The 25,635-nt window shown below is 58.8% G+C and carries 15 protein-coding genes and 5 pseudogenes; 7 read left to right on the forward strand and 13 right to left on the reverse strand.

Translation table 11 applies throughout. The annotated features are described in order from the left end of the window. Positions 1-4: 4 nt before the first annotated feature. The 3 genes from E0473_RS15055 to E0473_RS15065 all read right to left on the reverse strand — a co-directional run bounded on the left by E0473_RS15055 (position 5) and on the right by E0473_RS15065 (position 2,873). The gene (locus tag E0473_RS15055; RefSeq protein WP_137681739.1) at positions 5-415 is read right to left on the reverse strand and encodes a hypothetical protein; all 411 of its coding nucleotides are present in this window, start codon (positions 413-415) and stop codon (positions 5-7) included. A 64-nt stretch (positions 416-479) separates the two neighbouring features. Next, positions 480-1,712 carry a hypothetical protein gene (locus tag E0473_RS15060; RefSeq protein WP_194146768.1) on the reverse strand — a complete coding sequence of 411 codons (1,233 nt, stop codon included), beginning with the start codon at positions 1,710-1,712 and terminating at the stop codon, positions 480-482. A gap of 162 nt (positions 1,713-1,874) precedes the next feature. After that, positions 1,875-2,873 carry a helix-turn-helix transcriptional regulator gene (locus tag E0473_RS15065; protein WP_137681740.1) on the reverse strand — a complete coding sequence of 333 codons (999 nt, stop codon included), beginning with the start codon at positions 2,871-2,873 and terminating at the stop codon, positions 1,875-1,877. Between the two features lie 386 nt (positions 2,874-3,259). On the opposite strand from E0473_RS15065, the gene E0473_RS15070 reads away from it, so the two are divergent. From E0473_RS15070 to E0473_RS15080, 3 genes are all read left to right on the forward strand, one after another. After that, entirely contained in the window at positions 3,260-3,994 is a 735-nt protein-coding gene (locus E0473_RS15070) for a Crp/Fnr family transcriptional regulator (protein ID WP_161981634.1), read from the forward strand. A gap of 376 nt (positions 3,995-4,370) precedes the next feature. Further along, a complete protein-coding gene (locus tag E0473_RS15075) occupies positions 4,371-4,613 on the forward strand; it encodes a hypothetical protein (protein ID WP_137681742.1) in 243 nt (80 codons plus the stop codon). Between the two features lie 723 nt (positions 4,614-5,336). Further along, positions 5,337-5,774 (forward strand): hypothetical protein, encoded by a 438-nt coding sequence (locus tag E0473_RS15080; protein WP_137681743.1) that lies wholly within the window; start codon positions 5,337-5,339, stop codon positions 5,772-5,774. A gap of 512 nt (positions 5,775-6,286) precedes the next feature. Here the strand turns inward: E0473_RS15080 and E0473_RS15085 are convergent. The 4 genes and pseudogenes from E0473_RS15085 to E0473_RS15105 form a co-directional block, all read right to left on the reverse strand. Then, the gene (locus E0473_RS15085; protein WP_137681744.1) at positions 6,287-7,315 is read right to left on the reverse strand and encodes an IS110 family RNA-guided transposase; all 1,029 of its coding nucleotides are present in this window, start codon (positions 7,313-7,315) and stop codon (positions 6,287-6,289) included. A gap of 233 nt (positions 7,316-7,548) precedes the next feature. Beyond that, positions 7,549-8,907: pseudogene (locus tag E0473_RS15660) on the reverse strand (PepSY-associated TM helix domain-containing protein). A gap of 7 nt (positions 8,908-8,914) precedes the next feature. Further along, positions 8,915-10,684 (reverse strand): TonB-dependent siderophore receptor, encoded by a 1,770-nt coding sequence (locus E0473_RS15665; RefSeq protein ID WP_241657550.1) that lies wholly within the window; start codon positions 10,682-10,684, stop codon positions 8,915-8,917. 20 nt (positions 10,685-10,704) lie between these two features. After that, positions 10,705-11,187, reverse strand: a pseudogene (locus E0473_RS15105) (tyrosine-type recombinase/integrase); the annotation flags it as partial. A 60-nt stretch (positions 11,188-11,247) separates the two neighbouring features. Between E0473_RS15105 and E0473_RS15110 the strand changes: the two are divergent. After that, positions 11,248-12,039 carry an alpha/beta fold hydrolase gene (locus E0473_RS15110; RefSeq protein WP_137681748.1) on the forward strand — a complete coding sequence of 264 codons (792 nt, stop codon included), beginning with the start codon at positions 11,248-11,250 and terminating at the stop codon, positions 12,037-12,039. Between the two features lie 523 nt (positions 12,040-12,562). On the opposite strand, the gene E0473_RS15115 is transcribed toward E0473_RS15110, so the two are convergent. Beyond that, positions 12,563-14,026, reverse strand: a complete 1,464-nt coding sequence (locus E0473_RS15115; RefSeq protein WP_161981635.1) for an oligosaccharide flippase family protein — start codon at positions 14,024-14,026, stop codon at positions 12,563-12,565. 230 nt (positions 14,027-14,256) lie between these two features. On the opposite strand from E0473_RS15115, the gene E0473_RS15120 reads away from it, so the two are divergent. Beyond that, positions 14,257-14,784, forward strand: a complete 528-nt coding sequence (locus tag E0473_RS15120; protein ID WP_137681750.1) for a hypothetical protein — start codon at positions 14,257-14,259, stop codon at positions 14,782-14,784. Positions 14,785-15,651: 867 nt separating this feature from the next. Here E0473_RS15120 and E0473_RS15125 read toward each other — a convergent pair. From E0473_RS15125 to E0473_RS15150, 5 genes and pseudogenes are all read right to left on the reverse strand, one after another. Next, complete coding sequence (locus E0473_RS15125) at positions 15,652-16,443, reverse strand: hypothetical protein (RefSeq protein ID WP_137681751.1); 792 nt, start codon at positions 16,441-16,443, stop codon at positions 15,652-15,654. 370 nt (positions 16,444-16,813) lie between these two features. After that, a pseudogene (locus E0473_RS15130) lies at positions 16,814-18,173 on the reverse strand (transposase). A 187-nt stretch (positions 18,174-18,360) separates the two neighbouring features. Then, positions 18,361-18,597, reverse strand: a pseudogene (locus E0473_RS15135) (IS3 family transposase); the annotation flags it as partial. A gap of 213 nt (positions 18,598-18,810) precedes the next feature. After that, a complete protein-coding gene (locus tag E0473_RS15145; protein ID WP_137681752.1) occupies positions 18,811-20,652 on the reverse strand; it encodes a methyl-accepting chemotaxis protein in 1,842 nt (613 codons plus the stop codon). Positions 20,653-20,728: 76 nt separating this feature from the next. Next, on the reverse strand, positions 20,729-23,254 hold the full coding sequence (locus tag E0473_RS15150; RefSeq protein WP_137681753.1) for a TonB-dependent receptor domain-containing protein: 2,526 nt from the start codon (positions 23,252-23,254) through the stop codon (positions 20,729-20,731). A 218-nt stretch (positions 23,255-23,472) separates the two neighbouring features. On the opposite strand from E0473_RS15150, the gene E0473_RS15155 reads away from it, so the two are divergent. Continuing rightward, positions 23,473-24,594 carry a DUF2332 domain-containing protein gene (locus tag E0473_RS15155; RefSeq protein WP_137681754.1) on the forward strand — a complete coding sequence of 374 codons (1,122 nt, stop codon included), beginning with the start codon at positions 23,473-23,475 and terminating at the stop codon, positions 24,592-24,594. 115 nt (positions 24,595-24,709) lie between these two features. Further along, a pseudogene (locus E0473_RS15160) lies at positions 24,710-25,417 on the forward strand (IS5 family transposase). Positions 25,418-25,635 lie beyond the last annotated feature (218 nt).

Genomic DNA, 25,635 nt, shown 5'->3' on the forward strand with positions numbered 1-25,635 from the left:
ACGATCACGGTCCGGCGGTGATTGCGACGTTGACGTTCATTGCCGCGTTGATGGCGACGTTGTTGCCGGTGTTGACGTTCAGGATCGAGAGACCCGACATGTTCTGGAAGGCATTGCCGTCGATTTGCGCATTGCCGGTCACGGCGTAGTCGCCGACGCTGTTGTTGCGCACCCCGGCAGCCAGTTCGGCCTGCGAAATCTGATGCATATCCTCGCGGCCGGCCACGTTCTGCAGCGCTGTTTCGGATATAGCCTGAGTGCTGAACACGCTCTGGGCAGGGTCCCCTATTTCATCGAGTGCAGGCGATGCGGCAGGCCGACGCTGCTGGCCCTCATCGGCCTGAGCAGGTAGCGCCAGGCCGGCCAACGCTAGAACGGCCAAGGCTGTCGGATGGAAAATGGTGTGTCGTTTCATATCGTACCTCCAAGTGCCAAGCCGACCCACCACATAGGTGGGCCGGCCCGGTCGGGTCGAAGGATCAGAAGGACACGTCGCGGGTCGCAACCGCAACGCTGACATTCGCGTTCTGCGAAGCGCCGATCCCGGTGTTCTGGTTCAGCGCCTGCATCCCAGCGAAGTTCTGGAACGCACTGCCCTCGTTGGTCAGGCTGTTGTCGGGCTGAGCACCACCGCTGTGGCGCGCCTGATCGTAGCTTACCGTGATGCCGCTGACATTGCTGGCGAGCGCGGCGTGAGCAACGATTGCGCCATTGCCGAACACGGTGCTGTCCTTGACGGAGTGGTCGTTCCCGCTGTTGGAAATCGCCAAGTTCATCGTGGTCATCGAGTTATCCGAATGATCCGAATTGTCGGAGTTGTCCGAATTGTCGGAGTTGTCGGAGTTGTCGGAGTGGTCGGTTACGGAGCTGCCGTTGTTGGCGGCGAAGCGGCCACCCTTGGCAGCGCTGTGGACCGATTTGTCATCGTTGCTGTCGTGGGTAGAGTTGTCGTTGCCAGAGTCGTTGACCGCAACATCGATCGACTTATCGTTTCCGCTGTCGTGCATCGACTTGTCGTTGCCCGAATCCGCAACATCGACATTGGTCGAGTTGTCATTGCCACTATCGGTCATCGAGCTGTCGTTGCCACTATCAGCTATCTCAATATTGGATGAGCGGTCTGAACTGTCGTTACCAGAGTCCGACACTGAGTTATTCGAATCTTCCCAGCTGTTCCCAGAGTGCGCAACATCGACGTTGGTCGAGTTATCGGACATGTCGTTGCCCGAGTCCGCGACATTGACGGAATGGTCGGTCATCGAATTGTCGTTGCCGCTATCGGCGACGTTGATCGAATGGTCCGAACTGTCGTTACCCGAGTCGGCGATATCGGCCGAGTTGTCGTTGTTCGAATCTTCCCAGCTGCGCGAACTGTGGTTGCCGCTATCAGCCACGTTCGTCGAGTGGTCCGAGCTGTCGTTTCCGCTGTCGGCTAAATTCATGGAGTTATCCGAAGTGTGGTTGCCGCTGTCGGCCACAACGATCGACTTATCGGAATTGTCCGAATAATCAGACATGTCGTTGCCGGAATCGGAAACCGACACGTCGTAGTCAGCCGAGCTGTTACCTTGGTTGCTGTTGTAGGTGGCGGAGTTGGAGCCATTGTTGGCAGCCGTTTCACCGGCGCTTGAACCGTCCTGCGCCTGCGCGGCGGCGGGCGCCACCAGCAGGGCCGCAGCAAGTGCGGATGAATGGAAAAGATTGAGTTTCATAATCGGCAAGCCTTTCGATGAAGATGAACACCTGTCACGCTCCGTGCCGGGTGCCGCACCGCAGTCTGCGGTCCTTCATCTGATAGTAACCATAGTGTTGATAGCGACTACCCTCATACCTGGGCAAAGTGCTGCCCCCATTTGGGGGTGAAGTGCGTTAGTTCAGGTGACGACCTTTGTTCGCCCGCCACTGGCGACGCGCACGGCGCTTTTTAGCATCAGTTGGACCAACTCTGTCTGGCGGTTGGTTTCTGTTTTGGCGAAGATGTTCTTTAGGTAGGAGCGCGCGGTCTGTTCCTGCAATCCCAGCTGCCGGGCGGCGTCGGCCAAAGCGGCCCCCTCCACCAAAGCGCACGTCAGCCGGGTTTCGCTATGCGAAAGATGGTAGAGGCGGCAGGCCGGCTCGACGATTCTGGTGAGGTTTTCTTCAGGGTCGAACGCAAAGGCGATTACTTCCACGCCGTCGTACATATGCCCATACCCGGAGCACGCCCTTGCCAAGGCGAAGGTAAGCGGGCGGCGGCCCCCGCGTGCCACGGCCAACACCGGATCGACCGCTTTCTCGCTTTTGCCCGAACCGCGCTCGCGGAACTGCTCAATCGCTGCGTGAAGCCGCAGGGTATCAGCGAAGGTTTCGCATGCAATCCGCTGGCCGCTGCGGCGCAAGCCGTCACGGGAATCGAGGATCTGCTCGGCCGCAGGATTGGCATAGATGATTTCCGCATCCGCGCCGAGCATCAAAATCGCCACATCGCTTATCTGCACTATCTGCTGCAGACTCTGGGCCCGGCTCAGCGCTCTTTGCGTGGCAAGCCATTGCACGAAGAACGGCTTCACTATGGGGAGCATCGTCGCGAGACAACTGCCATAGCGAGCGCGGGCTTTCCTGGTCACCGAACGCAGAACTCCAGCGATGCGAACCACGCCTCCATCGAGTGGAATGGTAGTTGAAACGACCGCTTCGTCGTCTGTGCGCTGCGGCTCCTGCGGAAAATCGGCGGCCCGCATTTCGGCAAAATTCGCGGTACAACTTGTGGAGGCACCGGCCGAATCGCTGACGGTCGAATAGAGCGATTGGGGGCAACCCTGCGCCGGGTGCCAGGCCACGGACATCGCATCGGTCTCGCATTCCTGCGCGAGGTGATCGATAATGTCAGTCAAGCCACAATAGCCGACGTGCTCGGAGACATTAATGCAAGGTGAGATCGCCGAACTCGCCAGGAATGGTGCAGCGTCCACTGGTATGGCTGCCGCTTGAAGTTGCAAATGAGAGAAGCGTTTGACCTCAACAGAGGCCTTTCCTTTATCGAGTATCACAGGCTCCTCCACCAATTAGCGAAACGAACCTGATATCAGCTTGGGAACCAAACTTAGTCTTGATCGCTTCGCCACTTTTCTTGAGCGGCGACCCGTGATCCATAGTGTGGATTCTGCTGTTGGCGGATACATACGCCAGCTTTTGCGTTCCCTTAATTATACCAGTTGATAGCCGCGAAAATAATATCTGCGCATATGCAATGGAGCTATGTCTGGAGAGGGGAGTAGGCGTGAGCGAAAAGAGGATGGTGTTGGCGCTTGCACGGGTCCTGCGCTATATTGACCCCAGTGCAGAGGAGATTGCATTTCTTCAATCGCTTCCCGGTCCCGAACTCACACTAAGCGCCGGTGACATCTTCCCGCGGTCGCACGATCGGGATGATCTCTACCTCTTGCTCGACGGTTGGGCCGTCAACGCCGCGATCAGCGCGGACGGGGCGGAGCGCATTCATTCAGTGCATCTGCCGGGCGACATGGTCGGCATGGCCAACCTCGTGCTCGATGCACCCAGCGATGCCATTTATGCGCTGACGGCGGTTCAGCTCAAGCAACTGTCGTGCTCCGTCTTGCGCGAAATGTTCGAACGGTTTCACCGGCTCGCGGCAGTGACGATGTTGATCGCACAGGAAGAGCGTGCCTTGAAGCACGAATGGAATCTACTGCACACCGCCACAGCAACAAGTAGGTTTGCAGGGTTTCTTTATCGAATCAACGAAAGGGTGAACCATCTTAACGAGATCGCCGGGTTCGATCGCACCATTCCTCTGACCCAAAAGCAGATTGCAGAGGCGGTTGGGGTCACGCCGGCCTATATCAATCGGTTGATCCAAACCTTTCGCGCCAACGACCTGATCAAGTACCAACGAAGTCAGTTGCAAGTTCTCGATCATGAAAGCCTTGGCAGCCTTTCGGCACTGCACGAATGGCGTGTCGAAAAACCAAAATGGTTACCCGCGCCGACATAAGAGCAATCACAACGTTGATGTCCATTCTCGAGGGAGTAGACCTTGAACGAGCTTTTATTCGGCTATTTCAGACGATCAAGGCGGTTTGGAATTGGACAGCCCGGCGAAGTTCGAATGGCAGCTCAGCTCCGACCGTCGGCCAAGACCTGATATTCCGGTTGCGGCCCAGTTATTGCTTAGGATGAGGTTCCCAGCCAATTCCCTCGGCGCCCCCGTTAAGGCGTTCGGAAGAGCCGGGTTGGGAATTGAGGATTACGGGCATTCGTTAGACGTCTCGAGCATAGTTCGCGTGACGATAACGAAATCGCGGAACTCCGAACGTTCGTTTCCCAACCGACACCGCCGCCAATGTTGGGGAACAAGGTCACTCGTGGGCGTGGGTTTTGCTCCCGGCCTAACCTTAACCTCATGGCGGATCTCGGCGCAAATGTGGTTGGCAATGCTTCGTCCGCCGGCCATCGAAAAATACTCTTGCAAATATGAAGTTTCGCGATTTTACCGTCAGCTGCTTTATGGTCATCGCCACGACATTCATTCTGAACTGTTGATCGGCCTTTCGTATCAGAGCGTCAGCCCCGATGTCGTATATCAAAAAGCTGCCAATCCAGATCCAGCGTGAGAATTGGTATTTTGCAAAGCAAGCGGCTGTCGAGACGACTTTCTCACCCTAGCTGACCATCAACTATGGTCGCAGCTGGTGGTGGCTTGGTGGTTGCTAAAAATCGACTTTCCGCAATGATTTCGAGATAAATCATTGAAATTATGGTCAGCGCTGCTGGGTTCGAGCCAGCGACCTACTGATTAAAAGTTCGATACGATAGACCGTGCCGCAGAGTAGGATTTCCGCCAATCTCCGCGAACATGACGGAAATCCGTCTTTTGCGGTCATGTGATCGAGAGTCAATCTCCGCCATTCAAGCAGGGCTTTGGATAAGGTTTCCTTGGCGATCTGCTAAGAGGCGGCATTGAAGCGCTCGAAGAGGGAAATAAGGCAGAAGGCGAATCAGAATAGAGAGCGTCAGCAAGTTCTAGACCGCATCAACAACAGTATGCGGATAGCGCCCGCTTCAGCTTGCGCCTTGCCACGCCCCCACTTGGAGAGGTTGCTTCCCCAAATGGTCAACCAAGCTGGCTTGATGGACAATATTTCGCGGACCGCCTTCAATCGGGAGCCGGCGGGGAGCAGGCCCCTTTCAGGCCTTGAGGCGTCGATGGAACGAACGCGGGCTGAAACCGCTCGGAGATCTGCCGAAACGCGAGCGACTTACCGAGCCGCAGAAACCGAGGGGAAGCTCCAGTTGGCAATCAGCCTTTGCCGGAGCAAACAAGATATAGTGTCATTGTGGGTGAAATAAAAGCGCTCAATCGAATTGAGGATGGGCCAGAATGTTCCGCCGCAGTTGAGGTGGACTTCTTGAGGTTTCCCGTCACTTATACCGTGGTTCTGGATCCAAACGAGTCCGATGGCTGGAACGCCCAGTGGCAGTACCTTCCGAACTTCGACGAGGCTCATGCATTTGAGACATCGAGTCCAATCAGCATCGCTTATGCCAACACAGAACTTTCTTTGGCACAGGCCCGCGAACAAACCCGCATAGATCGTGCTAATGCTAACGCCGCTAGGGTCTCTAGGAGGAGCAACGAAAAGCTGCTCGCATCGCATATGCAAACTCACCAACTGGCAGGGCTGAAGGTGGTCGACAGCGTGAAGAAACGGCGGTGCGACAGCAAGCTTGCGAAGCGAACGGCGGCACTTGGGGCGTTAGCTTGCGAACTCTAATCGAGGGATGCTACTTTCTTCGGCCCTGAATGATAGCGCCTAGCGCGTACAGCTTCGATGATCCCATCCTGGAATTCGATGTTGCGACATGCCAGCACCGGCATTCAATCACTATGTCGAACCGATTCCGAACAAGATGTGGAAGGCAGGTTGGCGGTCGAAATCGCTTTCGGTCTGTAAGAACATTCAGCATTGGCATGAGCAAGCTGACATCAGGCCGAACCGCGTGGCGAAAAATGGGCCGTGTGTGGACGGCCCTCCGTTGGCAAGGGATTTTCGAAGTTCTGCATTGCGCTGGTCGAGGCGGCCATGTGTCCGGCCTTTCGATGCGGCTTTGTCATGCGCCGCTGACCATGATGCCTTTCGCGCGAACCGGGTCCCGACCTATAGCACGCGCTCGAAGCGCCACGGCCTAAAATGGGTTTTCCCGATCCGGCGGTTTCAACCGGCTTGGTGCATCAACTCCTCTTTGCCCTTTCCAACATCGTTTGCGCAGTTGCCCGCGCGAAGCTCTACGCTGCAATCGGCATCGGCTCTCGGTAGCGCTCACCGCTGGTCATCAGCGCCCAGACCATCCGCGCGTTCTTGTTCGCGAGCGCTACTGCTGCGACCTTGGCAGGGCGCCGCGCGAGTAACTGAACAAGCCAGGGTCGCTTCGTGCCATGCCGCTCGGCATAGCGGATCACTGCCATCGCTCCGACCACGAGCATCTGCCGCAAATATCGGTTGCCGGCGCGTGTGATGCTGCCGAGCCGTTCCTTACCGCCCGACGAGTTCTGCTTCGGCACGAGCCCGATCCAGGCAGCGAGATCGCGACCGGTCTTGAACACTGTGGGATCGGCGACCGATGCGACAAACGCGCTTGCGAGAAGCGGCCCCACGCCGGGGATCTCCATCAGTCGGCGACCAAGCTCGGTCCGCCGTGCACTGGCCAGTACGCGTCGGTCGTTCTCGAGGATCTGCTGCTTCACGACTTCGAGCTGAGCCGCCAGCATCTGCAGGCACAGGCGTCCATCCTCTGGCACGCGATCGTCGCCTGCATCGCCAACCACCTCGAGCAGCCGTTCGACCCCAAGTCGACCGACCGGTGCCACCACTCCAAACTCCGAGATGTGTGCACGGATCGCGTTCGAGATCTGCGTGCGCTGCCGGTTCAGCATCAACCGCACACGGTGAAGCATCATCAGGCTCTGCTGCTCCGGACTCTTCACCGCGACGAAGCGCATCGTCGGCCGGGTCACCGCCTCGCAGATCGCCTCGGCATCAGCAGCGTCGTTCTTCCCGCGCTTAACGTAGGGCTTCACGTATTGCGCCGGCATCAGCTTCACATTGTGACCCAGTGCGGTCAGCTCTCGCGCCCAGTAGTGCGAGTTGTTGCACGCCTCGATGCCGACGAGACACCGCCGGAGCTTCGCGAAGAATGGCAGCATCCTCGCTCGAGTCAGCCGGCGGCGGATCAGCACCTCGCCAGCTGCTCCAACTCCATGCACCTTGAACACCGACTTCGCGATATCCAGACCGATCGTAACGACTTCGCCCATCTCGACTCTCCTTCCAGCTCAATCCCGCGATACTACCGCAGGTAAGTGGAGAGCCGTCCACAGCATCATTAGCAGAACCTCGGATATTGATCGGCAAGGTTTGGAAAGCTGCCGTTGAGGTCTCGTCTCGAACTTGTAGTTTAATTGTGTGACCAAGCTTTCTAGTATTGGTCCTGCGCTCCTGGGAGGCGTCTGGGCAGGATCTGCTCAAGCTAGGGCTATCGGCGCAAGCGCTATACAGTTTTCGGTGACGCGGGCGCCCGGGGGCGCAAGCTAAAGAGCCAGGCAAAACCGACCGCGAATGTCGATGCGAACCAGAAAAGGGCTATTAGCGCAGTGCCAGGCGTTACATCGGGCCAATAGCCTGTCCCGGGCGGACTGGCCTGAAAGGTCTGAATTATTGCCTGCGCAAGGCACAATAGCGTAAGCGTGATGCCTGTGGCGGCGGCAGGTGTGGCACCTGACCATCGACTGCCCGAACTCCTATTTTGCATTCGTTTCACGTGCAGCCATCCGCCCGTCAGCGACAACCCCGAAAGCGCCAGCCCGAATAGGAACCAGATAAATTTCGTGGTCAGGCCGCCCCCTGTGCCGAAATGGATGGAATCGGCCATGTCGGACCAGAGCCAATAGGCGCTGAGAGCATCGGCGGTCTGGTAGAATACCAAACGGCCGCTCATCGGATCGAGATACATCTTGTTCGCACGATCGCGCACCAGCACCGCATCGGTCTGGCCCTCGACATAGAAATAGCCGTTGCGGTCGGTCATCGCCCCGGTGATTTTAAGGTCGGGGGCATGGCGTTGCGCTGCAGCTACCAGTTCGCCGAACGGCAAGATTTCGCTTTTCGTGGGGTGCAGTTGCGGCAAGGAATGCACCACAAGCGGGTAAGAATCGACCCAGGCAAATGTTCCGTCGATCACCTCCAATCGTGTTTCCTCGAAAAGATACCAGGCGCCGGTGATACCCATGATGAGGGCAAACCAGATGCCCCACAGTCCTGTCACCTTATGCAGGCTGCTCCAGAACGCTTTGCCGCCCTTGTCGGTGCGCAGATCGAGAAAGCGGCGCCATCATCGCTTGTAGAAAACCAGCGGCGTCACCGCCGAAATCAGCAGCGGAATTGCGATGATGCACACGGCGAACTTGCCCAAGCCGAAAAGGCCGAAGAAATCCATGTGCAGGTCACGAAAGAATCGCTGGACGTTCACCGCCGATGTGCTGCCCGTCACGCGCAACGAAGCCGGATCGACATAGATCTGCCGCAACTGGTCGTCAGGCATCTTTGCATAAGCGAACGATGCGAAGCCCGGTTGGTCCGATAGCTGCACATGGGCGATCGAAGCATCCGGCATCGCCTTTGCCACCGCGTCATAGATATCGACGACGGTCGGCGACGTCGTTTCACTTGAGCTCACGCGCATTGCGGGCGTTGTCAGCCAGTCGAGCTCGCGCGAGATTGTCGCGAACGTGCCGCTCCAGCAGATGATGAAGAGCAGCAGCCCGGTGACGACGCCTACCCAGCTATGCCATTCGAACCAACGGCGGCGCCCCGAGGATTTGCGGGTGACGGGTCTGGCTGACGTCGCCATATGCTGCTCAGAAGGTCACCGCTACGGAACCGGAGACAGAACGCGGCGCGCCGATGCTGACGCGAAGATCGCCGCCGCTCGCCGGATAATATTCTTCATCGAGGATATTTTTGACCGATAGCTGCAGGCGAACATTGTTGGTTTTCTGGAATAGGTCGATTGGCAAATTATACCAGACCGAGCCGTCGACCAGCATATAGTCGCCCAGCGTCCAGCTGTTGGCGTCGTCGCCATAGCGGTCCGACGTATAAAAAGCGCCCGCACCCGCGCCCAGGCCGCGCAACGTGCCGGTTTTCTGCTCGTAACTCATCCAGACATTGACCGTGTGCTTCGCCACATTGGTCGGGCGATTGCCCGCATTCGCGCCGGTTAGTATTTCCGCGTCGGTATAGGCATAGCCCGCGACAATATTGAGACCCGGCAACGGCTGACCGTTGGCGCTGATCTCGAAACCCTTGGATTCCTGTCCGTCGGTCAGCACGGGCACGCCATTGACGATCAAAAGTACATTCGTCTTCTCGATCTTGTAAACCGAGCCCTGGACATTGAGATTGCGGTCGAGAAGCTCAGCCTTGAGCCCTGTTTCATACTGCCGGGAATCTTCGGGATCGAACAGCTCGCTGGTAGAGGGCGCGCCGCTCGAATCGATCGTGAAGGCGGTGTTGGGCTGAAATGCCTCGGCGTAGCTGACAAAGGCCGATATATTCTCCGCCAGATCGTAGGTCAGCACGACCTGTGGTGAAAATTCGCTTACTGTCTTGGCCGGGCCGTCGCGGTCGACATCGGAGAAATCGACGCGCCCGCCCAGAAGCAAGGATAGGCGGCTGGTGATGTCGATATAGTCGTTGAGGAAAAATCCGTAATCGACGGTCTTGTCGATAATCGGCGAAAGGCCCGCAATCGGAACTTCTTCGGGTAGCGTACCGTAAATCGGATTTTGAATATCTAACAGCGGTCCTCCCCCGCCATTGGCGACGGGGATGCCATTGGTCAGCGCCGTCGCGCCGAAATAGCGGCTGGTTCGAAATGTCCGCCAGTCACCGCCTAGAGCAATGCGATGCCGCAGCGCCCCGGTCATAAATTCGCCGTTGATCTGCGCATTGGCATACCAGGACGTTCGCTTCTGGTCCCGGCTTCCATCGGTTCGCCGGACCAGAAAAACCTTGTCGTTCGGGTCGTCGAACATGGGTTTCGGCGTGGCAGGAGCGGTAAAGAAGCCATTTTTTATAGGGGCATTCTGGTCGAAGATCAGAACGGCTGCCGGACGCGACTGCCGGTCGTCGGAGTCTGAATGTTCCCACGCGCCTGCGACACGGACACTCCACCGGTCGTCGAAGTCATGGCTGAAGTCGGCGGTCGCAAACTGCACCTTGGTGTCAAACTGCTCGTAGGCCTCACCAAAATGCCGTGAGATCGGAATGTCGAGAAGGCGGTTGACGATTTCACGACCGTCCGGCGTGGCCACGGTAATCGTTCCGCGGTCGAAGGGGCGGAACTCGTCGCGATATTCGTGGGACAGGTTCAGCCGAGTCCGGTCGGTGAAATCATATAGACCAGTCAGCGAGATCGTATCCCGGCTGATGTCGAACAGGCTGCGGAAGGAATCGGAATCCTCGGTCGCGGCGTTGATAGGGATCGCGGCCTTGTCGCCCAGCGGTTGCGACCAGTCGAGCAGGAAGAGGCTGCTGTCATACGAGCCCAGCCGTGCCTCGGCATAAATGCGCTGCTTGTCGAGCGGCTTCTTCGTGACAATGTCGACGAGCCCGCCCGGCTCCACCTGACCATAGGTGATCGACGCAGGCCCCTTGATGACGCGGACCGCCTCATCTTGGTATGCCCGAGGAGGAGCCTGATCGCCCGGAGCTTGCCTATGGCACGATAGATCATCGCCGCCTTCGCCTGGCGTAGCGAGTGTGTTGCGTATTGCGCTTTGCGCAGCCCGATTGCCGTGATCCATTCATCAATCAGGCGGGCATACTGGCGCGTGCTCATATGGCCTGCGTGACCCACTCGGCTTGGGAAAAGATAGTCGCTCGTCGAGCCATCCCGGCGTTCGAGCCAAGCTAGCACCGTTGCCTTCACGTCGGCGGTGAGTTCAAATTGGACGGGGCGATTGGTCTTGTGCTGGATGACGATTGCGCGAGTGCGGAAGTCGGCGCCTGCTACTATGTCACCGGTCTTTATCTTGACCAGATCGCACCCGCGTAACTTGTTGTCGATCGCCAAGTCGAAAAGAAAGTGAAAATTTTCGGGCCGAAAGTTGACCGTCCGCTCTTGGTTTCACCTTCGGCAAGATAGACATCCACGGGCCCATAAGTCGGTGCGAGACGTTACCATTACATGACCATGCACTACACGCGCACAGGGCGCGGAAAACCCCTCCTCCTAGTCCATGGACTAGGGGCGACCTGCAGCTCGTGGGACACGATCTCGCCTGCGCTTTCTCAAGTCAGGGAGGTAATTGCCGTAGACCTGCCCGGCCATGGGCAGACACCCGAAGAGGCCGACAGCGGCACGTTCGACGGACTGGCGCGCAGTCTGGACGACTGGCTCGGCGCGGAGAATCTCACAGGTATCGATATGGTTGGCAGTTCGCTAGGTGCTCGCCTGGTGCTCGAGATGGCGCGGCGAGGCCAATCGGGCGCGGTTGTCGCACTGGATCCGGGAGGCTTCTGGCAGGGGTGGGAGCGCACCTTCTTCAAAGCCACCATATCGCCATCAATTGCTCTGGTTCGCGCGCTGCGACCGGCGCTTTCTGCCATCACCGGAAATGTCGCAGGTCGGACCGCACTCATGGCCCAGCTCTCTGCAAGGCCGTGGGCGCTCGATCCGGCATTCGTTGCGCGTGAACTGAAGTCATTGGCTGATACGCGCACCGTCAATTCGCTTGTGAAGGATCTCGCCAACGGCGCAATGCAGGAGGGCCCTGCGATAACGGCTGCGCCCGTTGTCATCGGCTGGGGACGTAAGGATCGGTTGTGTCTACCGCAGCAGGCGGATCGCGCGACCAAAGCCTTCCCTGAAGCGACGATGCACTGGTTCGAGCGTAGCGGACACTTCCCGATGTGGGATCAGCCAGAGGAGACCGTTCGCGTGATACTGGATGCAACGAGCATCTCGGGATCGAAATAATACTGCAACTGGGCGATTAGCAAAACGAGGGTCTATGCAGGGGCTGGTCCCATTGTAAGGTCCTTTGTTGGGCCGGTTGCAGAACGTTCAGCCTTCAGGCCGAACTGATAAAGCGGTCATTTGGTTAGGTAGGCATTTCACCGTTTTCTCTGCTCGTCCCACCCGCTCACCGAATGCCCGCCATGAACCATCTTGCGGGTATCGGGGAGGTCAGCATTGCACTGAAGCTTGGCATTGGAGTTCTGACTTCGTCCAGCAGCTTCATATGTTCGTCGCTCAAGACGAGGTACCGCACCTGACCCAGACCTTGCCAACATCCGCCCCGTCTCGCAGCGCGACACTCCTGAGGGAATAGATTACAAATTGTCGCCGGGTCGGGCCGGATCCACATCTGGCCCCGTGGTTCAACTCAGGGCCGGGCGCAGCTGCAACAAGATCACGCCGATCATCTGACCGATATTGACGATGGCGCAGCCTCCGAGCGGCCATCGAAAATCGGTAGCTGGCTCCCGACGCACTGCGGCTATTTGAGAAGCGCCATGATCTCGGCCAAGTCTTCCATGATCGCGCGGCGCCTCGCGAGGACGATCGTCACCACATAGGCAGCGGCTCCAATCGTACCGTAGAGCGCGATGTCGGCAACCGGTCCCATCCCGAGATCGATGGATGCTCGCGCTGCCAGCACACTCCCGATCAAAGCCGCGGCACCTAGCGTGGGCATGGCCAACGCTGTCAGCGGCGCCAGGCCCGATGCGCGAAGCCGCCGCGAAACCGCCATCGCCGCCCAGGCAAATTGCAGCGCATAGGCTGCGGACACCGCCCAGCCGACCATCACCACATCCCACATCGCGCCGATCGCAACCGCGGCAAGAACCGCCACGAACTGCACCGCGCTCTGCACGGCGCGCAGGCGATAGGCGCCGATTCCGGTTGTGACCGCCAGATTCACCGTGCCGAGCGCCAGGAACAGACCGGCGCCGCATAGGGCGGTCAGTATCTTGTCCGCGCCTACCCATTGCGGCCCGAGCAACAAGGCGACCACCGGTTCGGCCAAGAGGGCGAGGCCCACCATGGCCGGTACGATCACGAAGGCGAGGCTGCGCAGCTTCGTGGCGAAAAGCACACCCGCGCTTTCCGCGGGTTCACGCTCGTCGCAAGCATCTGCGAAACGCGCGAACCGGCCAGTCAGCGACAGGAAGATCGGCCCACCGATCACGGTGTCCGGCAGGCGCACGAACTGATAGATCATGGTGTAGGCCCCGGCGGGCCGTGGCCCGATCAGACTCCCCACCAGAAGATTGTCGAACGTGCGCGAGGCCGTTGCGAACAGATTCGATCCGGTCAGACTGGCGCCGCCTGCGAACAGATCACGAAAGCGCAGACGGTCGAAAGCGAAGCGCGGACTGTAGCGCGTGGCGATGAGATAGGTGAGGGCGCGGGCCAAGAGCAGCACCAGCTGTTGTGCGACCAAACACCATACGCCCCAATTCGCAAGCGCGCCGTAGATCGCCACGCCAAGGCCGAGCACCGCACCCACCATGTCGCCAAGTGCGATGGTGCCGAGCCGGTTTTCCCGCGTCAGCCGCGCCAACGGCACCGCCATGGCCAGAGTCAGCCATGGCATCGCCACCATTCCGAGGATAACGGGACCGGCCTCGGGATGAATGCGCTCGCCGACGAACCAGGCGATGGCGATCAGCGCGACGCTGACAAAGAGGGAAATCACCGCTCCGATCCAGAAACCGGTATCTTCGTCGGCTCGGTTGCGCTGTCTGATCAGCAGGGAACTCAGGCCGAAATCGCTTACCTGCATGGCGACCAGGATCACGGGCATCGCCACGGCCATCAGACCGTAGGGATAGGGGCCGAGCAGACGCGCCAGCAGCGGAATAGCGGCAAATTGCAGCGCCACGCGCGCCAGGCTGACAAGGCTGAGCAGCGTTGCGCCGCTGAAGGCGAAGCGGCGTCGCTCGGGCAATGGCTGCACGCTTGAGACTCCAGCACGGGATCGATCGGCTTGAAGGGTTGTCGGCGCCGATCTGTTTTTCTTCCCGAGCGAACGGGAGCCGCATATATGATACTCGAACGGTGGCGCGCGGCAAATCGGTCTTTTCGTTTTCAATGATCGCGTCTGTCTGAAAAGATCGATGCAGGATGGTGAGCCTGACCATTTGAGGAGTGATTGGCGGAATGCGACTACAGCTTAAGTGGTTTGCCTTGATTGCGCTGCTCGCGGTCAGTTCATGCGGCTCCGAGGAAACCGATGGCTTCGAAAGGCTGGCGGACGGCAGTTTGCTGCGTGAGGTCCCCTTCCAGGGCGGCCCCCTTCTGGACGGTCTGCGATGCTGGCCGAGCGGTGACGATTTCGATTGCCTTGCGATCCGGCGGTTCGATCCGCCGACACTGCTCGTGACGCGCTACGTTACAGGTTCGCTGTCCGATACTCCCTCAGGAGGGCGGCGCTTCGGATGTCTGTTCGAGCCGGCGCCCACCGAGTGGTTTCGGCAGGTAATCGCCCGCGAACCAATTATCGAACAGGATGACGCGGCCTTGATGCGAACGGTCCCGCGTATCGGGCGCAAGGAAGAATGGTCGCGCCCGGAAGCGGTCGAGCTGTTGCGCCGCAATGGCGTTCCTGCAAACGAATACGTCGATTGCCGGGCGGTGCACGAAGTGCTCGTGACAAACGGCTCGCAAGGTCTGATGCGGGGTGAACTCGACATCCGAGACCTTGTGGGCCTCTAAAGGTCTGGTGTCATACTTTCCTTGGGTGAACTGGTCTGGCCACGGTTCGATGCCTTGCTCGAAAGCGAGTGCGAACGCGCCGCTCCGCTTCGCTTACGTCGCCTCGGCTCAAGCTTACCTCCAAGAAGCAGCCAGACATCGACCCTCGAACGCAACGTCAACCGACGTGTCCACAACGCCTGTTCCGCCGCTTCGAACACGACCCGCGCGTGAAATCCGCTGTTCTCGCCAAATGCATCGACGCCAGGCCAGGACCTTTTTGATAACTTCGCTGACGACAGGCGTATTGCCTTTTCGCCATGCGCTCAGCGATCTTTCGCGACTTTGGTGGGGTTCGCCATGCTGCCCGACTGACCGGCGTCGGGGTTCTCCATGTCGGCACGCCTGATAAACTGCGTGACGGTGACGCCATGTAGACGAGGTAGGAAATTTAACGTCCGCTTTCGGGCGCTCGTCTTCGGCGCAAGGACCGACATTGGGCGCAATGCTGACCGAGCGATCCAGAGGCAGCTTCTGTCAGGAGCAGACGGTCGCGGTAGCTGAGCTGTACGACCGGCATTGGTCGAGATCAGCCAAAAAATCGACCTACCCTAATGTCGGCTTTTCCGGTCCGCCCGAGACCGGCCCAGTTCGAGCCCGTCAGCTTTGCGCCCCAATCCTGGTCATTCCGATAGTCGAGCTGTGACCGCGAAAGCTGCCATTTATTCAGAAACGTCCGCATTGCAGCTTTGCGCAGCAAACTCAGTCATTACAAGTAGTCGCGATTTTCGCCCCGACGCTGGCTCCCTAAGCTGCCAAATGGTTCAAATTGGCGTCTATGGCAGCAAAGCACCTTGGAAGCGGGTATTCTGCCTTCGAGTTGAGAGCCTATACGCGGCCGTCATCTAGAGCCGGAGATCCTAATGGCCTACGCGGCAATTGCTTGTCATGCCTAGCTTGCCGCGGGGGAGCACTCGCAACGCTCATTTGTAAGGAGATGCCCTTTTCGCTGAATCTTTCGAGGATTGCCAAGAGAAAAAGGGATATGCCAAGCAGCTCTAAAGACTCCTCGATAGACGTCAGCATGAAGTACGTCATCCCGTTTTCAGACGTAGCGGCATCAAGCGCGGCACCCGCCATTTCAAGCCCAATTGCGCCTGAAAGGAAAATAGCCCCAGACAGTAAGAATTGCATTTGAGTCCGGCGCCCCAGTACCAAAAACCATCGGAACATGATGGCGGCAAAAAACGCAACAACTGGAATAGCAATCAAAACCCAACTGTAATGAAATATGCCACCAAGCTCTTCGACACCTGGAGCTGCTCTTTGAAGGATAATGCCGCTTAATTCGTGCACCATTACGATTTCGTCTAAAGAAAGGGCGAAGAAAGCAAACGAAATGATCCACCATCCTCTGGCGAATGGTGATCCGGTTCGACTTTCACTCCACGCAGTCAGACTTAGAGCTATCGCGCAAGTTAGCATCACTATTGATGATGCCCAACTTGGGATGCTCAAATCGCGGACCAGCGAAAATCGATGCAGCACCTCTTGGGTGACCGGCCCCGGATAAGTCGCGAGCCAGAGATCTGCAGCCGTGCCAAGAACTACCAAAGCGCCTAAGCTGGCGAACAGATATCGGGCCACAGCCTTCGGGCTCACCTCAAGCTCAACCTGCATTCCTGCCTCGCTTTATTACACATAAATGAACTTTATATTTCATTATTATGACATTTTTTCTCCACCTGCAACATGCTATTCCGTTGGGAAAATTGCCGTAATTATCGCATGGGCGGCATTTGGGAGCGGTGGCGCAACCAGAGTGCGCGGTATCGACAGTATGTCGGCGATGACCGACCGCCTTTAATTGGCGTCGACTTAAGATGGCGTTGTACCAAAAGCAGACCGACCACCATCGGCGCAGTAGCTGCCTGGCCGCTCCGAAAGAGAGCGGCCAGGCAGCTACGCGCCCTCATTCCATTGAAAAACTCGTCGTTGGAGCGTTTGGACGCTCGCAGCAGATAGCGGGCGAGCGGCCTTGCCGCCCCATTCAGCCAGGTGCGAGGCCGGGGATTGGCTTTATCTTGGCCAGCTTCCGCAGGTTCTGGGCTGCGGCTGCGAAGTGGAACTCGTCTTTGGCTCCGTCCGGACCGCGCAGGCGCAAGTGGCCCAGCTTGAGGACGCTTTTGAGGTGGGCGAACAGCATCTCGACTTTCTTCCGCGGGCGACTTGATACGAGGAAGGCATCACTGGCGGTGTTCTCGCGGGTCAGATCCCGTGCGCGCTCGCGGACCGAGCGGGTCACTTTGCGCGCGGGCATATTGGGTGTGCCGCGTTGCCGCATGGCGCAGGCCTGACAGTCATGCCGCCGGGCGCGGTAACAGATCGATGCAGCCTTATCGATCCCGCTGCGCGGAGTGCTGGAGTTGCGACTGGACCGTCGCAGGCTATTGCCACCTGGGCGGACAAAGCTGTCATCTTCGAGGTCGTAGGAGAAGGCGGATCGTTCGAAGGTGCCATTGTTGCGTGCGGATTTTTTGAACACCAGGATATGCGCCTCGATACCTCTCTCCTCGACCAGCCAGGCCAGGTTTGGGGCGGTGTCGGCAACCAGCTTCTCGGGCCAGAGGCCGGAGCGGTCCTGCGTCCGTTCGATCATCCACCGCTGCGCGAGCACCTCGGTATGCCGGATCGCGGTCGTCGCCTCGACATCGACAATGACCGTGTGGTCGAGATCAATGAGGTAATTGGTCGAGTAGGCGTAGAAGGCCCGATCGCGCGTAGCTGCGGTCCACCGCGCTGCCGGGTTGGTCAGGTTGATCCGCTTGGGCGTTACTGGTGTCGATCCGTCAAAGGCTGCATCGTCGAGTACCTCCAGATACTCGGCAACCGCACGCCCCGCGGGCTTGGGCGGCAGCCCTTCCTAGCCCGGCATCGAACGCTGGCGGTGGACATCGGTGCGGACCAGACTGGCATCGACCGCAAAGCTCTCGGCACCCACCAGTCCCTCAGCCATGCAGCGCTCGACGGTCATCTCAAACAGCTGGCGCAAGAGATCGCTGTCGCGAAACCGCCCGTGCCTATTCTTCGAAGGTCGAGTGATCGGGCACCGCGCCATCCAGGTCGAGCCGGCAGAACCAGCGATAGGCGAGGTTCAGGTGCACCTCCTCGCACAGCCGCCGTTCCGACCGGATGCCCATGAAATAGCCGATTATCAGCATCCGGATCATCAGCTCGGGATCGATTGATGGTCGACTGGTCGAACTGTAAAACGGCTTCAGGTGCTCGCGTATGCCATCGAGATCGATGAACCGGTCGATCGAACGCAGCAGGTGATCGCCCGGAACATGATCCTCGATGCGGAAGCTGTAGAACAGCGCCTCCTGAATCACCGTGCGCTCGCCCATCATCGCTACGTCTCCGCTTGCCCACGGAAACTGAATCAGGACTTCACGCCGACCGCAAGCGAGACTTTTTCAACAGAATACGCCCCAATTTCGGTCGTCAGGCTCATTCCCGCGCAAGCCCAAAAGCTGCCGATGTTCAGGATAGACGCGTCGGCAGCTTCGCACAATTGTTTGGGCCGTTTACCATAGTGAGCTGGTCCAGCGTGCACTGGGCACGCCGGTGCGACTGCTCGACGATTCGTATGATCTCCAGTTTCTCGAATGCGGGATACCTCCTTCGTCGTGTCCGCCATCCGCGATTATGCTTTTATTGAGCAACCGGTTCTGCACGGTGAGATTGGCCACGCACTCCTTCAGATCGCGCCCCCCGTCGCAGGTCCTTTACCTCATCACTGGTAGCAGCCCGTGCCGTATCGCCAGCGGGCCTTCCGCCCGGTGCCCTCGCCACCATGCTCGGCAGGCTTTTTGGAGCTTGAGGATTTGGGCTTCATCTTCGTTTTTTCGTCACTACGACGAAGCCCAAATCCTCCTTAAATCACAACCTCAAATCTGTGCCATAGGAGCTGACGTGGGACTCAGGGCTGCCCTGTCTTCAAGTAGACGGTCTGGGTGTCTCTTCACAGCGCGCACCCAGACCGTCTTAAAATTCGTTCCAGTCGTTGGCGACAGCCAAATTGCCTTCGCTGCTCATCGAGGCGGGAGCCGAGTGTCTTGACGCAGGGATAGCGGTTTTCTTGATGGGAGAGGGCGCACTACGCACCAATGGCGCAACGTTGCTCTTGTAATCACCGATCCTGAAGTTGGCGAAAGTATCCTTGAGGTGGTTAGCCTCACGCGCCATCATGGTGGTCGCAGCATTGGTTTCCTCGACCATCGCCGCGTTCTGCTGCGTCATCTGGTCCATCGTTCCGATCGACCCGTTGATCTTGCGCAGCGCTTCACTCTGCTCCTCGGCCGTCTGCGCAATAGTAGTAATGGATGACGATACCGTCGTTACCCGACCGATAATCGTCTCGAGTGCAGTGCCGGTTTCGTTGACCAGCCGTACGCCCGACTGAACGTGGTTGGTGACAGCCTCGATGCGTTGCTTGATGGCGCTGGCGGCATCGGTTGCGCGCAACGCCAGTGCGCGCACCTCGCTCGCCACGACAGCGAAACCCTTGCCGGACTCGCCCGCCCGCGCCGCCTCGACCCCGGCGTTAAGCGCCAACAAGTTGGTCTGGAAAGCGATCCCGTCGATCAGGGTGGTGATTTCGGAGATCTCACCGCTCGCACGCGCGACGCTTTCCATGACCTCCATCGCCCGGCCAACGACCATCCCGCCAGCTTCTGCCTCGCCAAGGGTTTCGACCATGGATTGGCTGACATCGAGCGCGATCTGGGCATATTGCTCGATCTGAGTGGTCAGTTCGCTCATCTGGCTGGACGAAGCCTGCAGACTGGCCGCCTGCTGCTCGCTGCGAACCGCAAGGTCTGAGGTTCCCTGCTGGATCTCGGACGAGCTCAGATTGATCGCACTGATCGAATCGCTCACTGTACCCATCGCCTGGCAAAGCTGTTCCATGGCGGCGTTGAAGTCGGTGGCGAGCGCGTTGAACGCAGCCGGGACATCTCCGATACGCACCGACAGGTCGGCATTGGCAACCGCTGAGAGACTCTGGCCGATCTTGGCCATGGCCTGCTCACGTTCGGCCACGGTGCGGTCGCGTTCGAGGGCCGCGTCGCGGAACACCATCACGGCTTGCGCCATGGCACCTAGTTCGTCGGAACGTTCGGCCCCCGGAACCAGGGCATCGTTCTGGCCAGCGGCAAGCGCCTGCATGGTGGCGGTCAGGTCGCTGATCGGGCTGGCGATAGAACGGGAAAGGCGGCGTGCAAGGAACAGGGCAAGCCCGATCAGGGTTGCGCCGCCAACTGCAAGTGCAATCCACGCGAATGTGATGGCGCTTTCCTGCCGCGCCGTTTCTGCCTCGATCCCGGCCGCTTGATTGTCCCGCACTTCTCGCAGTGGCAAAACTGCCGCACTCACAAGCACCTTGGCACCAGCCTCGCGGATCGCCTGCTGTGCAGCGTCGCGCTGACCAGACTTCACGACTTCGACATATTTGTCGCCCCAGTCAGCACGCCATTTAAGTGTTTCCTCCCGCGATATGCGCACGAGTTCCTGCAAGGCGGGGTCTGCTAGGCGTTCCTCGAGTTCGCGCGACACACGGTCGTAGTCGTCACGACCTTCATAATAGGACTTGAGGTAGGATTCGTCGCCTGTGACCAGAAAGCCGCGCAACTGGCTGTTCTGGCGCAACAGAGCGGTCTCCAGTGTCAGCGTGTCTGCGAGGATGGCCTGGGTCTCAGTGTTCTTCGCGGTGACGCTAGAAACCATGCCAAGGCTGATACCAAGAACGATCATCATCGCCGCTGCCGCGACGTTCAGCGCCACGAAAGAAAGACCGAGACGGCGCGGAATGTTCATTTTTTCGAGCACAATAGGCCCCCCGTTTAAATCTCTGGATATGCCAGCGAGGCCCGCCCCTCCGTAGAGAAGCGGGCCAGGTGCAGTCTCAGAATTCGTAGCTCAGCGAGGCGGTGACGGTTCGTCCGTTCATGACCTGCGCATTGATGATCCCCGACGGCGGAATGATCGCTGAGGCCAACTGCACGATGGGCTGCGAATCCAGCACGTTGAAGGCATTCAGCGCCAGCGTCACACGCTCTACCGGGCGATACTGCACAAAGGGGCTGACCAGCACATAGCCAGGCTGCACGAGGATGTTGCTGTCCTGCGCGTAGCTTTCGGTTGTGCCGTTGACGACTGTGCCAACGGTCAGCTTGTCGAGGTTGAAGGTCGGCCGGGCGAAGAAGGCAAAGTCAGGAATGTGCCGCGGTGTGTTACCCACAAGCGAGGAATCGTTGTTGTCTTCGTCGATCTGCGCCTTGGTGTAAGTGGCACCGACGGCTAGCGCAAAAGGTCCGCGCTGGACTTCGCCCTCGAACTCGATGCCCTTCGCGCTGTAGGTGCGATTGACCGGGATCACCACGACCTGACCGCTATCGTCGGCACCGATCTGGAAGTTGCTTTCTCCCGTGGAGGCCCAGAAACCGGTGACATAGGCCGCCAGTCCATCGGTGCGGAATTTAAGCCCCACCTCGGCCTGCTTAACAATGCCATAGGCAATCGAGGGATCGGCTAGTGCACCCGTATCGGGATTGAGCGAACCCGCGCCCAAAATGCGTTCGGCATTGGCGCGGCCGCCGCGGCTGTAGCGGGCAAAGACCGAAAGAGGCTCTGCCACGCGATAGTTGGCGCTCACCGAGTAGGAAACGTAATCGTAGTCGTACCCAACCAGTGCGGGCTGGCCGAGCGGCAGAATAGCGACCTGCTGTTCGACCGCGGTGATGATACCGTCGCCATCGACGTCGAGCGCTGCCGTTCCGACCCGGCCACCACCGTATTCAGCCTTGTAAACATTGCCTTCCACGTCGCCACGATCCCAGCGCAGGCTGGCACCCAGCGCCAGTTTGCCGAAGTTCAGGTTCACCGAGCCATAAGGCGCGAGGATATCGTACTGCAGATCGTAGCGGGTGTGATAGGTCGAAATCGGGACGCCAAAGGCGAAGCCGTAGCCATATGCGCCATTGTCGCTAAGACGCGTGCCGTCAGCCGAGGTCAAGTCCACCGGAGCATTGGCGCCGCCGCCTGCTAAATCGTTGAGCGAGTTCTGGAAATTCCAGTACATGTCTATCGATTGCTTGGCGGCATAGACCCCGGCGGTGGTGGTCAGCTTGCTGCTGCCAAGCTCCCACACACGGCTGACGCGCAGGTCGTTGGTCGCGTTGTCGAGGTTGTTGAGCTGGGCGTTGATGCGTATCGACAGTGCCAGGAGTCGGCCATCGACAATTGGATCACCGGCATTGGGACCACCGGCATAAGCGAACGTCGCGCCCGGACCGACGAGCAACCCGGCGAGCGCAAACGAGGGTGCGGTAACCATCGGGATGTTTTCGTTGTATTCGCCGCTAATGGCCGCAAAGCGGAAGCGGTTGGTCACAGAAAAGCCAGCAACGTCGAACTGCGCCTCGAGGCCGAGCGAGCTGGTCTTGCCGCGCAGACCATTGCTGGCATCATAGACAGTCGGGTTGTTGTTTTGGTCGACGCCGAGATATTCCTGCGTGATCGCGGATTGGTAGGCGTGATTCTGATACGAGTTGCCCGGCAGATCGCTAATCGTGGGGTTCTCATTTGTCCCGCTGATCAGGACCGGATAGAGCGAATAGTTCGGCTGCCGGTCATCGAGATACTTGCCGTATATGCGGATATAGCCGTTTTCGAGCTGCTTGGTGACGTTGAGCTTGATCTGACCACCGCGGAAAGCATCGTATCCGATGTCGCGCGGGCCTTCGCCCTGACGGTAGAACCCGCCGACGTGAAAGCGCCAACCATCGCCCAACGGGCTGCCATAAGAGAAGTCGAGGCGGTTGAGATCGTAACCAAGGCCGCTCGAAATCTGCAGCGTGCCGCCTTCGGTCTCGCCGGTCTTCGAAATGAAATTGACCACGCCGCCGGGAGCGTTCGAGGCGAAGGTCGAGGCCGAGCCGCCGCGGATCGCCTGCACCTGCGCCAGCGACAGATCGGCACGCATGAACTGGTCGACCGAGGCAAAATGAATGTCGCCGAATTCTAGCACCGGCAGGCCGTCTTCCTGCAACTGCAAGAACTTCGACCCGTCGGCCGCCAGCGGCAAACCGCGAACCGTGGTAGCCGAAAAACCGTCGATGTCTGATGTTTCTGCACGCAAGCCGGGGATGTTCTGCATGATCCCGACCACCGAATTGGCCGAAATCTGTTCGAGAGCATCCTCGTCAATCACGCTCGCTGAAATTGCGGTGTTAAGCAGGTCGCGACCCTTGGCAACGCCCGTGTTGAAAGCCCGGCGAGCAGGCGGTGCGGCAACGACCGGTTGCTCTGCGTCCTGACCGCTCGGCCCTTCGACAGTCTGGTTGCTCAGATCGGCATTGGTCTCTGCAAGGGCAGGCGCGGCGATGGCCGTGCTAAGCAATGCTACGATCAAAGAAGTGCGGCTACGCATGAAATTTCAGCTCCTCATTTTTGTACAATTATTGCTGCGTTACCCCTCTGAGTTCGTGCCTCTAAAAGCTGGGTCAAATAAGATTATGTATTTCTACGATAATCTTTCGAAAGAAATCGCGCCGCGACCGCTTAGGGGAAATCCCTTATCCAGAATGCGAGATGTCTTTGCCTCGCAGCCCTAGTCCAAGGGTGCCTATAGCCAGCAAGGACTGACGATTGTCTCTTCTGTTCAAATTTAGCGAACTGGAAAGCGCACCTCAGGCGCAAGGCCGCATGTGTGGTCAGCTCGCAATCGAAGCTGCCAAAGCAGAAGCCTTTGGCAAACCGCTTCCTGCGGCCATGATGCGAAGCCTTGCACGAGTGTTGCCGCAGGTTCCGGCGATCTACGCCCAGCTGGAAGCATGGCCAGGCGATCTTGCTTACGATGCAGTGACATTTCGCCTCAATGCAGGATTGCACGCGCTGGCGCGCTCAGGCAGGGTCAGCGGCTTGAAGGAGCTTTTTTTGCCGGGGCAGGCAAGCCACGTCCCGGCAGGAAAATCGCTTGATGCAGCCGTTCTGGAGGCACTCGCGGACCATGGCGATCACATGCTTGGCTGGCTTGCCCGCCCCACGCAGACCAACGAGGTGGCCCGCGTCGCCGGCCTTGTTGCCACGCTTCTTGAACTGTCGCGCCGCGATCGCTTTGCTTGTGAGGTACTTGAGCTTGGCGCTAGCGCCGGGCTTAATCTCAATTTTCCGCACTATAGTATCGAACTTGGCGGTATCACTGCCGGCGCCGCGATAAGCTCCGTCAAACTGCGACCAGAATGGCGCGGCCAAGCAGTAGCTGCCCGCTCGCTGACTGTGCACCAGACCCGTGGCGTAGACCTGCACCCTGTTGATCTTGCAGATACTGCTGCCCGCACGCGGCTGCGCTGTTATATCTGGCCCGGCGAGCATCAGCGTAGCGTCCGGCTCGATGCTGCTGTGGCATTGGCCGAGCATCGTATGCCCAGAGTCGATAAGGGCCGCGCGAGTACCTGGCTTGAGGCAGAACTGGCCGAGCCGCAGTTAGCGGGGGTGCGCCGTGTCGTGTTCCATTCGATGGTGCTGCAATACATCACGGCTCAGGAGCGCGCGCATATCGAGAGCGCCTTTGCCGCTGCCGGGGCGAATGCCACAAAAGAAAGGCCGCTCGCTCGCGTCAGCATGGAATGGTCAGCCGATCGCAGCCAGGTTGAGCTAACCGTTCGCCAGTGGTGTGGCGCGAAAGACGACGGCATGCCCGTTATCGCCGCCATCTGCCATCCCTACGGAGAATGGTTCGATTGGGCTGGCCTAAGGTTAGACAGCTAGGCAAAGGATCCATTGATTGGCTGAGGGCGATGTGATTGTGCTCTGCACGCCTTCGGCTCCAAGCTCGGCGAGGAGGCTGCGCACGCGCCAACGGTATTGGCTGACTGACGAGCAGATGGCGCGTCGTTCGCCCTATTTCTCCAAGAGCCACGGCAAGCCCCGATCACCGGCGAGTGGTAAGCGGGATCATCTTCGTCAATCGCAACGGGGTGCGCTGGCGTGATGCTCCCAGAAAATACGGTCCGTATAAGACGCTTTACAGCCGCTGAAAACGGTGGGGAAAGATGGGCGTGTTTGCCCGGATGATGGAGGGACTGCCTGCGCAGAGAGCCGAACCCCAGACCGTCATGATCGATGCGACCTATCTCAAGGCCCAACGCACGGCTTCCAGCCTTGGGGTAAAAAAGGGGGTCTCGGCCGCCTGATCGGGCGGACCAAGGGCGGCTTGAGCACCAGGCTTCGCGCCGTCACCGACGCCCACAGCCGCCCTATGAGCTTCTTCATGGCGGCAGGGCAAATCAGCGATTACACCGGCGCACCAGCCTGGCTCGATGATCTACCAAAGGCGCAGTGGATGCTGGCTGACAGAGGGGTATGACGCCGAATGGTAAAGGGATACGCTTGTGCACCAGGGCATTACGCCTTGCATCCGGGCCGAGAACCCCGTTCTTTTCCCGTCAAATACGACAAGCGCCGAAACCGCATCGAGATGATGTTTGGCCGACTGAAAGAGTAGCGCGGTGTGGCAACTCGCTACGACCGCTGCCCAACCGTCTTCTTTTCCGCCCTCGCTCTCGCAGCCACCGTGCTCTTCTGGCCGTGATCAACGAGGCCTGAGCCTAGTTAGCACATTGCGTCCGCAATCTTCCTACAATGTTCAAAAGTAGAAAGTCCGCTAACGGCCCATTTTGCGGCGTAGGCGCTTGATGACCTCAGCTCTCAGTATGAGGCCGGATTTTGTGGGACTTGAATAGCGTTGCGAGATCTGCGGCGGAGCAGGCCTTCGAAAACAAGAAGCCCTGCATTTCGGTACAGCCCAAT

Source organism: Aurantiacibacter suaedae, assembly GCF_005434915.1.
Taxonomy (GTDB): domain Bacteria; phylum Pseudomonadota; class Alphaproteobacteria; order Sphingomonadales; family Sphingomonadaceae; genus Alteraurantiacibacter; species Alteraurantiacibacter suaedae.

What these genes read in the sequence shown, in the direction of transcription:
- E0473_RS15055 (WP_137681739.1), bottom strand. Translation starts at nt 415, where the DNA reads ATGAAACGACACACCATTTTCCATCCGACAGCCTTGGCCGTTCTAGCG.
- E0473_RS15060 (WP_194146768.1), bottom strand. Translation starts at nt 1,712, where the DNA reads ATGAAACTCAATCTTTTCCATTCATCCGCACTTGCTGCGGCCCTGCTG.
- E0473_RS15085 (WP_137681744.1), bottom strand. Translation starts at nt 7,315, where the DNA reads ATGGGCGAAGTCGTTACGATCGGTCTGGATATCGCGAAGTCGGTGTTC.
- E0473_RS15110 (WP_137681748.1), top strand. Translation starts at nt 11,248, where the DNA reads ATGACCATGCACTACACGCGCACAGGGCGCGGAAAACCCCTCCTCCTA.
- E0473_RS15125 (WP_137681751.1), bottom strand. Translation starts at nt 16,443, where the DNA reads ATGCAGGTTGAGCTTGAGGTGAGCCCGAAGGCTGTGGCCCGATATCTG.
- E0473_RS15150 (WP_137681753.1), bottom strand. Translation starts at nt 23,254, where the DNA reads ATGCGTAGCCGCACTTCTTTGATCGTAGCATTGCTTAGCACGGCCATC.